This is a genomic window from Sphingopyxis terrae subsp. terrae NBRC 15098, assembly GCF_001610975.1.
GTDB classification, from domain to species: domain Bacteria; phylum Pseudomonadota; class Alphaproteobacteria; order Sphingomonadales; family Sphingomonadaceae; genus Sphingopyxis; species Sphingopyxis terrae_A.
Genome location: NZ_CP013342.1, coordinates 2,048,797 through 2,062,591 on the forward strand (window position 1 = coordinate 2,048,797; position 13,795 = coordinate 2,062,591).

The 13,795-nt window shown below is 65.5% G+C and carries 15 protein-coding genes; 11 read left to right on the forward strand and 4 right to left on the reverse strand.

From position 1 onward, the window contains the following. Position 1 precedes the first annotated feature (1 nt). Positions 2 to 568 (reverse strand): HNH endonuclease, encoded by a 567-nt coding sequence (locus tag AOA14_RS09895; RefSeq protein ID WP_003041310.1) that lies wholly within the window; start codon positions 566 to 568, stop codon positions 2 to 4. Positions 569 to 738: 170 nt separating this feature from the next. On the opposite strand from AOA14_RS09895, the gene gluQRS reads away from it, so the two are divergent. The 8 genes from gluQRS to AOA14_RS09935 all read left to right on the forward strand — a co-directional run bounded on the left by gluQRS (position 739) and on the right by AOA14_RS09935 (position 7,564). Next, positions 739 to 1,599, forward strand: coding sequence for a tRNA glutamyl-Q(34) synthetase GluQRS (gluQRS, locus tag AOA14_RS09900; protein WP_062901667.1), 861 nt, complete (start codon positions 739 to 741; stop codon positions 1,597 to 1,599). 9 nt (positions 1,600 to 1,608) lie between these two features. After that, positions 1,609 to 1,833 (forward strand): HIG1 domain-containing protein, encoded by a 225-nt coding sequence (locus AOA14_RS09905; RefSeq protein ID WP_003041307.1) that lies wholly within the window; start codon positions 1,609 to 1,611, stop codon positions 1,831 to 1,833. A 31-nt stretch (positions 1,834 to 1,864) separates the two neighbouring features. Further along, positions 1,865 to 2,446, forward strand: coding sequence for a cob(I)yrinic acid a,c-diamide adenosyltransferase (locus AOA14_RS09910; RefSeq protein ID WP_062901668.1), 582 nt, complete (start codon positions 1,865 to 1,867; stop codon positions 2,444 to 2,446). A 106-nt stretch (positions 2,447 to 2,552) separates the two neighbouring features. Further along, positions 2,553 to 3,875 carry an ergothioneine biosynthesis protein EgtB gene (gene egtB / locus AOA14_RS09915; RefSeq protein ID WP_062901669.1) on the forward strand — a complete coding sequence of 441 codons (1,323 nt, stop codon included), beginning with the start codon at positions 2,553 to 2,555 and terminating at the stop codon, positions 3,873 to 3,875. Positions 3,876 to 3,877: 2 nt separating this feature from the next. Then, positions 3,878 to 4,864, forward strand: a complete 987-nt coding sequence (gene egtD, locus AOA14_RS09920; protein WP_062901670.1) for an L-histidine N(alpha)-methyltransferase — start codon at positions 3,878 to 3,880, stop codon at positions 4,862 to 4,864. Positions 4,865 to 4,946: 82 nt separating this feature from the next. Beyond that, positions 4,947 to 5,813 carry a 3-hydroxyacyl-CoA dehydrogenase NAD-binding domain-containing protein gene (locus AOA14_RS09925; RefSeq protein ID WP_062901671.1) on the forward strand — a complete coding sequence of 289 codons (867 nt, stop codon included), beginning with the start codon at positions 4,947 to 4,949 and terminating at the stop codon, positions 5,811 to 5,813. A gap of 80 nt (positions 5,814 to 5,893) precedes the next feature. Next, complete coding sequence (locus tag AOA14_RS09930) at positions 5,894 to 6,385, forward strand: hypothetical protein (protein ID WP_062901672.1); 492 nt, start codon at positions 5,894 to 5,896, stop codon at positions 6,383 to 6,385. Between the two features lie 36 nt (positions 6,386 to 6,421). Continuing rightward, positions 6,422 to 7,564, forward strand: coding sequence for an epoxide hydrolase family protein (locus AOA14_RS09935; protein ID WP_062901673.1), 1,143 nt, complete (start codon positions 6,422 to 6,424; stop codon positions 7,562 to 7,564). Between the two features lie 19 nt (positions 7,565 to 7,583). Here AOA14_RS09935 and AOA14_RS09940 read toward each other — a convergent pair whose 3' ends face one another. The 3 genes from AOA14_RS09940 to AOA14_RS09950 form a co-directional block, all read right to left on the reverse strand. After that, positions 7,584 to 7,904, reverse strand: a complete 321-nt coding sequence (locus AOA14_RS09940; protein WP_186402860.1) for an MliC family protein — start codon at positions 7,902 to 7,904, stop codon at positions 7,584 to 7,586. 11 nt (positions 7,905 to 7,915) lie between these two features. Further along, positions 7,916 to 8,527, reverse strand: a complete 612-nt coding sequence (locus AOA14_RS09945; protein ID WP_062901675.1) for a beta/gamma crystallin-related protein — start codon at positions 8,525 to 8,527, stop codon at positions 7,916 to 7,918. 131 nt (positions 8,528 to 8,658) lie between these two features. Next, the gene (locus tag AOA14_RS09950; RefSeq protein WP_062901676.1) at positions 8,659 to 10,011 is read right to left on the reverse strand and encodes a NupC/NupG family nucleoside CNT transporter; all 1,353 of its coding nucleotides are present in this window, start codon (positions 10,009 to 10,011) and stop codon (positions 8,659 to 8,661) included. Between the two features lie 157 nt (positions 10,012 to 10,168). Here AOA14_RS09950 and AOA14_RS09955 point away from each other — a divergent pair, with 157 nt between their 5' ends. Genes AOA14_RS09955 through argB form a run of 3 tightly spaced genes read left to right on the forward strand, consistent with a single transcriptional unit; the run spans position 10,169 to position 13,759 of the window. Beyond that, positions 10,169 to 12,133, forward strand: a complete 1,965-nt coding sequence (locus AOA14_RS09955; protein WP_082819890.1) for an alpha/beta hydrolase family protein — start codon at positions 10,169 to 10,171, stop codon at positions 12,131 to 12,133. 43 nt (positions 12,134 to 12,176) lie between these two features. After that, entirely contained in the window at positions 12,177 to 12,854 is a 678-nt protein-coding gene (locus tag AOA14_RS09960) for a queuosine precursor transporter (RefSeq protein WP_003041276.1), read from the forward strand. Further along, positions 12,851 to 13,759 (forward strand): acetylglutamate kinase, encoded by a 909-nt coding sequence (gene argB, locus AOA14_RS09965; protein WP_186402864.1) that lies wholly within the window; start codon positions 12,851 to 12,853, stop codon positions 13,757 to 13,759. The genes AOA14_RS09960 and argB overlap by 4 nt, the downstream gene beginning before the upstream one ends. Positions 13,760 to 13,795 lie beyond the last annotated feature (36 nt).

Below are 13,795 nucleotides of genomic sequence, written 5' to 3' on the forward strand. Positions count from 1 at the left end.
GTCAGCCCTCCAGTTCGACATCCCAGTAAAGCCAGTCGATCCAGCTTTCGTGCAGATAGCCCGGCGGAAAGGCGCGGCCATTGTCCTGAAGCTGCCAGCTCGTCGGACGCCACGGCTTCTGGTGCAGCGGCATATGCGCCTGCGCCGGCGTCCGCCCGCCCTTGCGCAGATTGCACGGCGCGCAGGCGGTGGTGACATTTTCCCAGCTCGTCCGTCCGCCCAGCCGCCGCGGCACGACATGATCGAAGGTCAGGTCCTTGCCTGACCCGCAATATTGGCAGGCGAAGCGATCGCGCAGGAACAGGTTGAAGCGCGTGAAGGCGGGATATTGCGACGGCTTCACATATTGGCGCAGCGCGATGACGCTGGGGATCGGCATTGTCCGCGTCGGCGAATGGATTTCGCGCTCGTAATTCTCCACGATCGTGACGCGGTCGAGGAATACCGCCTTGACCGCGGTCTGCCACGGCCACAGGCTCAGCGGGTAATAACTCAGCGGCGTATAATCTGCATTGAGGACGAGAGCCGGACAATTATCGGGATGCCGGGCAAGATCGGGATGGAACATGGCTTGGTAACGCTGCCCCCTATGCTGCTCGGGATGGCGCGCCACTGCCTTCCTCGCGTGACACCATCATTACATGACGCATCAGAATCTGGCGTCAAGGGGGGATGTGTCGCAATATATGGAATGGTTGGATTGAGAGCCCCACAGCATATGGATTCGGTCGCTGAGCCATGCTGACCCGCTTCGCCCCCAGCCCGACCGGCGAACTGCACCTTGGCCACGCGTTCAGCGCGATCCTCGCGCATGATGCCGCGCGCGCCGCGGGCGGCGGGTTCCACCTCCGCATCGACGACATCGACGGCAGCCGTTCGCGCGAGGCGTTTGTCGGCGCTGCGCTTGCCGATCTCGAATGGCTCGGCCTGACATTCGACGGTGCGCCGGTTCGCCAGTCGCAGCATCTGGGCGATTATGCCGCCGCGCTCGCCGATCTTCGCCAACGCGGGTTCGTCTACCCCTGCTTCTGCACCCGCGCCGATATTGCCGCCAGCCTCGCGGCGCCGCACGGAGCACCGCCGGACGGCGCGCCGCTTTATCCCGGCACCTGCCGCCACCTCGGCGCGGCCGAGCGCGAACGGCGGTTGGCGCAGGAGGCGCATTGCTGGCGGCTCGACATGGCAAGCGCGGTCGCGATTGCGGGCCCGCTCGTCTGGGAGGAGGAGGGGCAGGGGGCGCGCGCCGCCGATCCCGCCGCGCATGGCGACGTCGTTCTCGCGCGCAAGGATGCCCCTGCCAGCTATCATCTCGCGAGCACGATCGACGACGCTGCGATGGGGGTGACGTTGGTGGTTCGCGGCGCAGATCTGATCGCCTCGACCGACGTCCACCGGCTGCTTCAGGCGCTGCTCGGTTTTCGGCCCCCGGTCTACCGCCACCATGCGCTTGTCTGCGGCGCCGACGGCAAGCGGCTCGCCAAGCGCGACGGCGCGGCGGCGCTTGCCGCGCTGCGCGCTGCGGGCGCGGACGGGCGCGCGCTGGCCGACGATTTGCGCGCCGGGCGGCTTCCGGCTGGATATTCGCTGCAAATGCCCTAAATAGAAGACATGCAGGTGCTTCTCATCCTTGCGGTCGTTGCGTCGGCCGGCCTCGTCCTCTTCGCGCTCGCGCGCGGGCTCTTCTATTTCGCGCAGGGTCACCGCGCCGCGATGGAGGGCAATGAGCATGAAAATCAGCTCATGCAGAACCGGATGATGATGGCGCGCGTGAAGTGGCAGGCGGTGACGATCATCCTGATCGTGCTCATCGGCCTTCTCGCCGCGGGTAGCTGATCGCGGCGCGTCCGCCCGCAGCCCCTCGCTTATGGTCAAGCTCAACAAAATCTATACGCGCACCGGCGATGACGGCACGACGGGCCTCGTCGACGGGTCGCGCATCGCCAAGTCCGACGCGCTGATGGAAGCGATTGGCGATGTCGACGAGGCGAACAGCGCCCTCGGCATCGCGGTCACGGCGCTGCCTGCGGGCGGCGAGGCAGCGGCGATGTTCGCGCGCATTCAGAACGAATTGTTCGACCTTGGCGCCGATCTCGCGACGCCTGCCGATCCGCAGCATGGCTTCGGCCCGCACCAAATGGCGCTGCGCATCGTCGCGAGCCAGATCGCGCGGCTGGAGGCGGAGATCGACGCGATGAACGACAGGCTCGCGCCGCTGTCCAGCTTCATCCTGCCCGGCGGCACCGAAGCCGCGGCACGCCTCCACCTCGCGCGCGCGATCGCGCGCCGCGCCGAACGGGCGGCGGTCGCCGCGGCGGCGACGCGGCCGCTCAACCCGCTGGCGCTTGCCTATCTCAACCGCCTGTCCGACCATCTTTTCGTCGCGACGCGCCACCTCAACGCCGCGGCGGGGGGGGACATCCTGTGGAAGCCCGGCGCGACGCGCTAGGACCGATCGCCTTATTGTTCTTCTTTTGTTCTGGACAATTCTCCGTCCTGTAACCATATTGGGGCAGGCGACGAAACCGAATCGCTCTTCGGGGGATTGTCAAACCATGGCCAGCCGAACCGATGCTTCGCCCACGACCGCTCCTTCGGCGGACGACCTGACCCGGCGCTTCACTGCGACGCGGCAGCTCTCGCTCGACCTTGTCGCGCGCCTGTCCGACGCCGACGCCAGCGTGCAGTCGATGCCCGACGCATCGCCCGCCAAATGGCATCTGGCGCATACGAGCTGGTTTTTCGAAACCTTCGTCCTGCGCGATCATTGCCCCGGCTGTTCGCTGTTCGATGACCGCTTCGCCTATCTGTTCAACAGCTATTATGAGGCAGAGGGGCCGCGCCACGCGCGTCCGCGCCGCGGCCTGCTGACGCGGCCGTCGCTCGATGCGGTGCGCGATTGGCGCGCGCATGTCGATACGGCGGTCGTGAGGGCGCTGCCGACGCTGTCGCCGGCCGCGCGCGCGCTCGTCGAGCTTGGCATCCATCATGAACAGCAGCATCAGGAATTGCTGCTCACCGACATCAAGCATCTGTTCGCGCAGAACCCGCTCGGGCCCGCCGTTTGGGACGCCTCCGACAGTGCAATTGCGAATGAAGTTGCGCAGTTTTCGGCCGATTCTTCGACATCGTCTGCCGCGGCGGCGCCGCTGCGCTGGATCGCGGGTACCGAGGGGATCGTTACCGTGGGGCATGAGGGCGAGGGTTTCGCGTTCGACTGTGAACTTCCCCGCTTTTCGGCGCTTCTTGCGCCGCATGCGCTCGCCAATCGACCGGTAACGAACGGCGAGTGGCGCGACTTCATCGCCGACGGCGGCTATCGCACCCCGTCGCTGTGGCTCAGCGACGGCTGGACATGGGTCCAGGCCGAAGGCGTCGACGCCCCCGCTTATTGGGATGGTGATCGCCAGTTCACCCTTGCCGGATGGCAGGGGATCGACCCCGCCGCTCCCGTGACGCACATCAGTTTTTTCGAAGCCGACGCCTTCGCCAGTTGGGCGGGCGCGCGGCTGCCGACCGAATTTGAATGGGAAGCGGCGGCGGCGGGATATGATCCGCGCGCGGGGCAGCAGCTCGATGCCGCCGGCCCGGTGCATCCGGCGGCGGCGGACGGCTCCGCATCGGACGGCGCTGCGCTTGCGGGGATGTTCGGCGGGGTCTGGGAATGGACCGGCAGCGCCTATCGCCCCTATCCCGGTTTTCGCGCCGCGCCGGGCGCGGTCGGCGAGTATAACGGCAAGTTCATGAGCGGCCAGTTCGTGCTGCGCGGTGGCAGCTGTGCGACCCCGCGCGGCCATGTTCGCGCCTCCTACCGCAATTTCTTCTACCCCCACCAGCGCTGGCAGTTCACCGGCCTGCGCCTTGCCAAGGATTTGTGATCATGGGCGTTGTTCGCCAATTGCGGCAGGTCGATGCCGATGACAGCGGCGTCGATATCGCCTTTCGCGCCGACGTTCATGCGGGATTGTCGCAGGCGCAAAAGGCGATTCCGGCGCGCTGGTTCTACGACGCGACCGGATCGGCGTTGTTCGAGGATATCACCGGGCTGCCCGAATATTATCCGACGCGCAGCGAGGTGGCGCTGCTCACCCGCCATGCGGGCGAACTGGCGGCGGCGATCGGGCCGGGCCGCGCGGTGGTCGAACTGGGATCGGGCAGCTCGACGAAGACGCCGCTGCTGCTCGATGCCATTGCCCCCGGCGCCTATGTGCCTGTGGATATTTCGGGCGATTTCCTGCGCGATAGCGCGGCCGCCCTCTCGGCACGCTTTCCCGATCTTCCGGTCTATCCGGTCGAGGCCGACTTCACCCAGCCGGTGGCGCTCCCGCGCGAGATTTGCGGCCTTGCCAAACTCGGCTTCTTTCCGGGCTCGACGATCGGCAACATGGTGGCGCGCAGCGCGATCGATCTGCTCCGCCATTGGCGCAGCGCGCTCGGCGACGGCGCACTGATGCTGATCGGGGTCGACCGGATCAAGGAGATCGGCACCCTCGAACGCGCTTATGACGATTCGGCCGGTGTCACCGCGGCGTTCAACCTCAACCTGCTCGAACGGATCAACCGCGAACTGGACGGCACGATCCCCGTTGCCAATTTCGACCACCGCGCCTGCTGGAACGATGTTCATGCGCGTATAGAAATGCATCTGGTGGCGGCGTGCGACCTCGAATTCATGGTCGATGGCCGTCCTTATACGATGGCGAAGGGCGAAACGATCCACAGCGAGAACAGCCATAAATATGGGCCGCGCGACGCCAGCCTGCTCCTCCGCGCCGGAGGCTGGACGCCGATCGCGGCGTGGGACGATGTCGATCCCGCCTTCGCACTGATCCTCGCCGAAGCGACCGAGGTGCGCTCCGCGCCCTGACGCGCGCTCCCGACTCTCGGCCTTGACGACGCTTGCCCAGTCCCTAGGGGCAGAGCTGCGATTTCCAGCGAAAGGGCATATAATGATCGTCGGCGTTATCGGGGCAGGGCAAATGGGCGCGGGGATCGCGCAGGTATCGGCAGGCGCCGGCCACGATGTGCTGCTGTCGGACATCGACATCGCCCGCGCCGAAGCCGGCAAGGCCGGGATCGGCAAGGCACTCGGGCGGCTGGTCGCCAAGGACAAGATAACGCAGGGCGATGCCGACGCGCTGCTCGGCCGGATCACCCCCGTCGCCGACCACGCCGCCTTCGCCCCGGCTGCGCTGGTGATCGAGGCCGCGACCGAGCGCGAGGAGATCAAGCGCGCGATCTTCGCCAGCGTCGGCGCGCATCTTTCGGACAGCGCGATCCTCGCCTCTAACACCAGCTCGATTCCGATCACCCGACTGGCGCAGGCGGCCCCCGATCCGGCGCGCTTCATCGGCGTCCATTTCTTCAACCCTGTACCGGTCATGGGCCTGATCGAACTGATCCGCGGCCTTGCGACCAGCAACACGACGCTTGCCAGCGTCGAAGCCTTCGGCCGCGGACTCGGCAAGGAAATCGTCCATGCCAACGACGCGCCCGGCTTCATCGTCAACCGCGTGCTGATGCCGCTGATCAACGAAGCGGTGTTCGCGCTCGGCGAAGGGGTGGCGACGATGCAGGACATCGACACCGGATGCCGGCTCGGCCTCAATCACCCGATGGGGCCGATCACCCTTGCCGATTTCATCGGGCTCGATACCTGCCTTGAAATTATCCGCGTGCTGCACAGCGGCACCGGCGATCCCAAATTCCGTCCTGCGCCGCTGCTCGTCCAATATGTCGAGGCGGGCTGGGTCGGCAAAAAGGCCGGACGCGGCTTCTACGACTGGACCGGCGAGGCGCCCGTTCCCACGCGCTGACCCGGCGGGAGCCGAATCGGTCCTCGTTCGTTATCCCGCTGGCGCCGGTGCGGGCGCCTGCGGATAACAGGAGGACAGGGATGATGCGGAGAGCATGGCTGCCGCTGGCGATAATCGCCGCGCTATCGGTCAATGGTGCGGTGCAGGCGCAGGAAGGCGCGCCCGAGGATTCGACGCTGAAATCGACCGCGAACAGCGTGACCGAGCCCTTCGACGGTAAGGAAGTGCCCGACAAGCTGAAAGCGATCCAGCACAATCCCTATTCACTCGCGGGCTTGCGCAAATGTTCCGCGATCATCCGCGAGGTCAGCGAACTGAACGACGTGCTCGGCCCCGACGTCAACGAACCTGCCGACAAGAGCGCAGCGAAAAAGCGCGAGGAAACCGTCGGCCGCGTCGCGGGCAGCGTCGCCGGGTCGATCATTCCCTTTCGTAGCCTGATCGGCGAGGTCACGGGTGCCAACGCCGAACGTCGGCGCTATGCAGAGGCGGTCTATGCTGGCACGGTGCGTCGCGGCTTCCTGAAGGGCGTCGGGTTGCAGCGCGGTTGCAAGGCGCCGGCGCGGCCCTGACACAAAGCCGAAGCAGTCAGGTGGGGGAGAGGCCGAATGAAGGTCGAAAATATCCGCGCGTTCCGCGCCGAGGTTCCGCAGGCAGCGATCGATGATCTGAAGGACCGGCTGGCGCGCACGCGCTGGCCCGAAAAGGAGACCGTCGACGATTGGGACCAGGGCGTCCCGCTCGCCTATGCGCAGGAACTCGCGGCCTATTGGCGCGACGATTATGACTGGCGCACGGTCGAGGCGCGGCTCAACGCGCTGCCCAATTTTCTGGCCACGGTCGATGGCCTTGACATCCATTTCCTTCATATCCGCTCGGACAATCCGGCGGCGCGGCCGCTGGTGCTGACGCACGGCTGGCCGGGGTCGGTGCTCGAATTTCTCGACGTGATCGCGCCGCTGTCGGCCGACTATCATCTCGTGATCCCGTCGCTGCCGGGCTACGGCTTTTCGGGCAAGCCCGCGGCCGCGAAATGGAGCGTCGAACATATAGCTGCGGGTTGGGACGCGCTGATGCGCGCGCTCGGTTACGATCGCTATTTCGCGCAGGGCGGCGACTGGGGCAGTGCGGTTACCTGCGCCATCGGGACGAACCATGGCGACCATTGCGCGGGCATCCATGTCAACATGATCGTCGGCCAGCCCGACCCGGCGCTGATGGCCGATCTGACCGACGCCGAAAAACTCTATCTCGCGCGTTTCGGCTGGTATCAGGCAAAGGACAGTGGCTATTCGACGCAGCAGGCAACGCGGCCGCAGACCATCGGCTATGCGCTTACCGATTCACCCGTCGGGCAGATGTGCTGGATCGTCGAGAAATTCCACGGCTGGACCGATTGCGGGCATCAGCCGGGCGGCCAGTCGATCGGCGGCCATCCCGAACGCGCGCTGTCGAAGGACACGATGCTCGACACCGTCAGCCTCTATTGGTTCACCGCCAGCGCCGCGTCGTCGGCACGGCTCTATTGGCACAGTTTCCGCAGTTTCGCGGCAGGGGAGATCGAGGTGCCGACCGGCGGCAGCCTGTTTCCGAACGAGATCATGCGCCTGTCGCGCCGCTGGGCCGAAAAGCGCTATCGCAACATCGTCTATTGGAACGAGGTCGACCGCGGCGGCCATTTCGCGGCGTGGGAGCAGCCCGCCCTTTTCGCGCGCGAGGTCCGGGCGGCGCTTGCGCAAATGACGCTGTAACGGGGGAGAGGCGCCCCGCCTACATCGGCCGATTGACGGGGCGGCAGCTCTCGGGCGCGGTGCGCGCGGCGGTGTTCCACGTCACCTCATTGCCGCTGCGGTACAGCCGCGCGCCGCTCTTGTTTTCATAGGCCTGCCCCATGTTGGTCGGCGCGGCCTTGAGCACCATGCTGCGGCGGCCGTCGACGCGGACGATTGCGCCGTTGGCGACATAATCGACCTGCAACCGCGTGCCGCGATTGCATTCGTAAAGCGTGCCGGTGTTTTGCGGGTAGGAGGCACAGCCCGCAACGACAAGAATGGCCGCGCCCGCGGCGGCCAGCTTCGCGATTCGGATCATCTCCATTCCCCTCAATAGCCCGAACGGACGCACAGCACGTCGGCCAGATATATGCGGCCCGAAACCGTCTCCATATGTTCGCGGGCCGATCCGTTCCAGCCGATCGAGCGGCACCATGTGTCGGCAGTCCGCGCCGCGCAGGCGGCAGTCGCCGATCCGCTCTGGCACGCGAGAATGCGATAATTTGCGGTGGCGGGCTGGGTATGGAATTCGGCGAAATTGCCGCGCGCAACCTGATCGTTGGCGACCGGGCCGGGATTCCAGCCGCCGCCCGATCCGACGGGGCGGATAGACTGGATCTTGATGCCGCGCAGGATATTGCCCAATATCGGGGTGTCGCGTTCGACCGTCCGGCAATTGCCGCGATAGCGCGTCTTCTCGCACAGTTCCCAGCGACCGCTGGTCACGCGGATCGAATTGACCGGCCACGACAGGCCCAGATCGGGCTTCGCTTCGCCAATGAACACCGCCGGCCCCTTGTAGGCGGCGTCGCGATAGATGGTCGCCTCGGTCGGACGCATCATCCTGTCCTCGGGCGATTGCGCCTGCGACGCGGCAAGGAAACCCCCGCCGAGCGCTGCGGCGGCAGCAGCGAAGAGCGACCAGCGATGGATGGATTTCATCAACAACCTCCCTGTTTGGCGAACGCGACCCCGGGATTCGTTTTTCCGGGACCGAAACTACGCCACAACAGGGGGACTTGCAAATTATCCCGTGCTGACCGGGCCTTGCGCGGCCCGGCGCTGCCCGCGCGTCAAGGTGCCTTGGCCGCGGCGGGGGCAGCGGTATCGGCGGCAGCGGGCGGCGCACCGGGAAGCGGCGCCGCCGCAACCGGCGCGGCAGCCGGCGGCGGTGTGGCGACCGGCGCGGTGAAACTGAGCATAAGGCCGGCGAGCGCCGCCGACATCAGGTTCGACAGGCTGCCCGCAAGCAGCGCCTTCAGCCCCAGCCGGGCGATCATCGGCCGCTGATTGGGGGCGAGACCGCCGGTCACGGCCATCTGGATCGCGATCGAGCTGAAATTGGCGAAACCGCACAGCGCAAAGGTGGCGATCGCAACCGACACCATCGACATCCCCCCCTGGATTTTACCAAGGTCGATGAAGGCGACGAATTCGTTGAGCACGACCTTGGTACCGAACAGGCCGCCGACCGCGGCGCTTTCGTCCCACGGCACGCCCATCAGCCACATCACCGGGCGGAAGATCGCGCCGATGACCGCCTGGAACGACAGATCGGGATAGCCGAACCAGCCGCCGATCCCGGCGAGCAGCCCGTTGGCGAGCGCGACGAGCGCGACGAAGGCCAGCACCATCGCGCCGACCGCGACCGCCAGCTTGACGCCGGTTTGCGCGCCCTGCGCCGCTGCCATGATGATGTTCGCCGGCTTTTCCTCGTCATGGCTTGCCTCTGGCATGATGACGGGTTCGATACCCAAATCCTTGGGGTCGTCGGGCATCATGATCTTGGCCATCAGGATGCCGCCCGGCGCCGACATGAAGCTGGCGGCGAGCAGATAGGGCAGCAGCTGTTCGCCGATCATGCTGGCATAGGCGCCGAGGATGGTCCCCGCGACCCCGGCCATGCCGACCGTCATCACCGTAAAGAGCTGCGACGGGGTAAGACCGGCGAGATAGGGACGGATGACGAGCGGGCTCTCGCTCTGACCGACGAAGATATTCGCCGCGGCGCCCAGGCTTTCGACCTTGGTGATTCCCGTAATCTTCTGGATCGCCCCGCCGACCCATTTGATCACGAATTGCATGATGCCGAGATAATAGAGGATCGAGATAAGCGAGGCGAAGAAGATGATCACCGGCAGCGCGGCGATCGCAAAGCTGTGGCCGCCCATTTCGGGTCCGGCGAGCGGGCCGAAAATGAAGTCGGTTCCCGCCTTGGCATAACCCAGAAGATTGGCGACGCCGGTCGACATCGCCTGAATGATCGCGCGGCCCCACGGCGTACCGATCACCAGCAGCGCGAACCCGGCCTGCAACAGAAAGGCCGGCACGACGACGCGCAGGCGAATCCAGCGACGGTTCGATGAAAACAGCACGGCAATCGCAAGCAATGCAACGATTCCGAGCAGGCCGATAAGATGTCCCATAAGTGTTTTGCGTCCCCCGCAAGTTTATTGCGCCTGTCTAGCGGGCTTTGCGGATCGGGCAAGGGGGGCGGCGGAGCATTGCAGTCATCCATAACGGCAGCGATCCTGCTTGGCGGCTCCGTGACGGCTTGATAGGCAGCGCTGAAACAGGGGGAATATGATGCGGACTGGCGTTGCGGGACATGTAATTTTGGCGATTTGCGCGCTGGTGCAGGCGGCCGTGCCCGCGGCGGCGCAGGCGCCCGCCACGACCGCATCGACCCCCGCTCCGCCATTGCCCACGGCCGCCTTTGCGCAGCTTCCCTTTGCGGAAAATACCGAATTATCGCCTGACGGAACGCATATGGCGGGCCTGTTCGCGGTCCGTGGGGAACAGCGGATCGGCATCCTTCCCGTGCTGGGCGATCAGAGCAAATCGGTCATTATTGCGGTTCCCGACCAGACCGAAATCGATTGGCTGACCTGGGTCAACGACGAACATCTGCTCGTCGGCCTGCGGGCGTTGATGCCGGTGGAGGCCGACAATTGGTACGTCACCCGCATCATCGCCATCGACCGGGCCTCGGGCAAGATCACGCGGCTGTTATGGGATCTCAAGGGCCAAAATGCGTCCGATGTCGTCTGGCTGCCCAAAGACGGCAGTAGCGAAATTCTGGTCGCGGGTCAGGACTCGATATATGACAACGCCGATTTCTGGCCGGCTGTATACCGCATCGATGTGAAGACGGGGCGCAAGAAGACCGAACTGCGGTCGCGCACCGGGGTTATGGACTGGGGCGCCGACCATCTCGGCCGGGTGCGCTACGGCATCGGCTATCGCGACGATACGACCCGGGCCACGCTGCTCTATCGTAGCGCCGGAGAAGGGGCTTTCCGGTCGATCGAGCGCGCTTCGCTACGCGATGACGAGCGGCTGACGGTGCCGATCCTCTTCGTCGACGGCACCGACAACGGATTGGTGTACAAGGACCGGGACGATGGCAAGACCGCGATTGCCGAGGTCAATCTTGCTACCGGTGCCGAAGTCCGCACGGTCGTTGCGCCCGACGCGGGCGACATATTGGGCGCCATTCGCGCGCCCGACGGATCGAGGCTGCTCGGCGTTCACGTCGCCGACGACTTGAAACCGGTGCGCTGGCTCGACCCGGCGATGGCAGCGCATCAGGATACGCTGGACGCGACGGCCCGCGCGGCGCGTGTACGGATCGACAGCTATAGCCGCGACCTGAAGAAAATGCTGGTGCGGATCAGCACCCCCGACAATCCGGGGCTGCTCTATTATTATGATTCGACGACCGGCGATTTGTCGCGTCTTGCGGCAATGAACGAACGGATCGGAGCGAAGCGCCTCTCGCGCGCGAAGCTCGTCCGGTACAAGGCGCGCGACGGGCTGGAGATCGAGGGCGTGCTGACGATGCCGCGGGGCCGAGCGGCAACCAACCTGCCGTTCATCGTGCTGCCGCACGGCGGACCGTGGGGCCAGGATGAGCTGACCTACGATTATTGGGCGCAGTTCCTCGCCGAACGCGGCTATGCGGTATTGCAGCCCAATTTCCGCGGCTCGACCGGCTATGGCGCCGAGTTCGAAAAGGCCGGCGAGGGGCAGCTCGGCTTTGCGATGCAAGATGATGTGACCGACGGCGTGCGCTGGGCGGTCACCGAAAAGATCGCCGACCCCAAGCGCGTGTGCATCGTCGGCGCCTCTTATGGCGGCTATGCAGCGATGTGGGGGATCGCCAAGGATCCTGACCAGTATCGCTGCGCGATCTCGATCGCCGGGGTCGCCAATCTGCGGCGCGAGGTCAATGATTTCGGCGGCACGCTGCGCGCCAATCTGTACCGGACGCAGTGGAAGCGCATGACCCCCGACTTCGCGGCGGTGTCGCCGATCAACGCCATCGACCGGATCAAGACGCCGCTGCTGCTGATCCACGGCAAGAAGGATGTGACAGTCGATCACAGCCAGTCAGCGCGCATGTATGCGGCAATGACCAAGGCGGGGAGGACGGTGGACTTCGTCTCGCTGCCGCTCGCCGATCATTATTTCACGCGCGAGGCCGATCGCCTGATGTTGCTGCAATCGATCGAATCCTTCCTCGCCAAGTATAATCCCGCCGATTGACCGGCATCTTTCCACGCGTCGCAAAAGCGACTATCGGGCGCCGATGACCGAACCGACCTCGACCGCGCTGCCGCGCACGATCACCCCTTCGCTTTTCCTGTTCACGATCATCTATGGCGGCATGGTCGTGCTCGCCGGCGTGCTCGGGAACAAGCAGGTCGCGCTGGGCGCCGGTCTTGCGGTTGAGGCCGGGATTTTCCCGTTCCTGATCCTCGTCGCGCTCTCGAGCACCGTGTCCGAACTGCACGGGCAGGCGACCGCGAACCGGCTGGTGCTGTGGGGTTTCGTGCCGCTGATCCTGTCGATCATGCTGACCTCGCTCGTCTATTTCGTCCCCGCCGCGCCCGAGATGGACCCGGCCCGGCTGGCATCGTTCGAAATGATATTGGGACAAACGCCGCGCCTGATGGCAGCGGGTATCGTCGCCTATGGCACGTCGCAGTTTCTGAACGTGACCATCTTTTCCAAACTGCGCGGCCGTGAAGGCGCGGGGACGGGGTCGACCTGGCTCGCGATCCGCGGCGCAGTCGCCAGCGCGCTCAGCCAGATCGTTGACACGCTGCTGTTCGTCACCATCGCCTTTTACGGCGTTTTTCCGATCGCCAATCTGATGGCGGGACAGATGCTGGCGAAGGTCGCGCTGTCGATCGTCGTCATTCCGGCGGTGATCACCGGCCTCGTCGCGCTCGGCCGCAGCCTCGACGCGAAGACCGCGGAATGATGACGATGACCGATCCCACGACCATGCCCGATCTGCTGACCAAGGCCGAAACGCTCGTCGAGGCGCTGCCCTATCTTCAGCGCTATGCGGGCGAAACCTTCGTCATCAAATATGGCGGCCACGCGATGGGCGATCCCGAGGCGCAGCGCGATTTTGCCGAGGATGTGGTGCTGCTGAAGGCGGTGGGGATCAACCCTGTCGTCGTCCATGGCGGCGGGCCGCAGATCGGCGCGATGCTCAAGCAACTCGGCATCGAATCGCAGTTCGTCGGCGGGCTGCGCGTCACCGACGCCGCGACCGCGGAGGTCGCCGAAATGGTCCTGGCGGGCAAGATCAACAAGGAAATCGTCGGATGGATTGCCGGGCTTGGCGGCCGCGCGATCGGTCTGTCGGGCAAGGACGCCAATCTGGTGCTGGCCGAAAAGGTCCACCGTACCGAGCCCGATCCCAATTCGGGGATCGAACGCCACGTCGACCTCGGCTTCGTGGGCGAACCCGTCGCGGTCGACCCGACGATCCTGCAGCGGTTGTCGGCCGACAATTTTATTCCGATCGTTGCTCCCGTCGCGCTCGGCGCCGATGGCGCGACCTATAATATCAACGCCGACACCATGGCCGGGGCGATCGCCGGCGCGCTCGGCGCGCGGCGTTTTTTCCTGCTGACCGACGTGGCCGGCGTGCTCGACAAGTCGGGTGCTCTGCTGACCGATCTCGACCGTCCGGCGATCGACGGGCTGAAGGCCGACGGGACGATCACCGGCGGCATGATTCCGAAGGTTGAAACCTGCGTCGCGGCGGTCGATGCGGGGGTCGATGCCGCGGTTATCCTCGACGGCCGGGTGCCGCACGCGATGCTGCTCGAAATTTTCACCGCAAGGGGTGCAGGCACGCTCATTCACCGCTAAGAGGGCCTGCAAGACCCCCCTTTACGGAGACCCGCC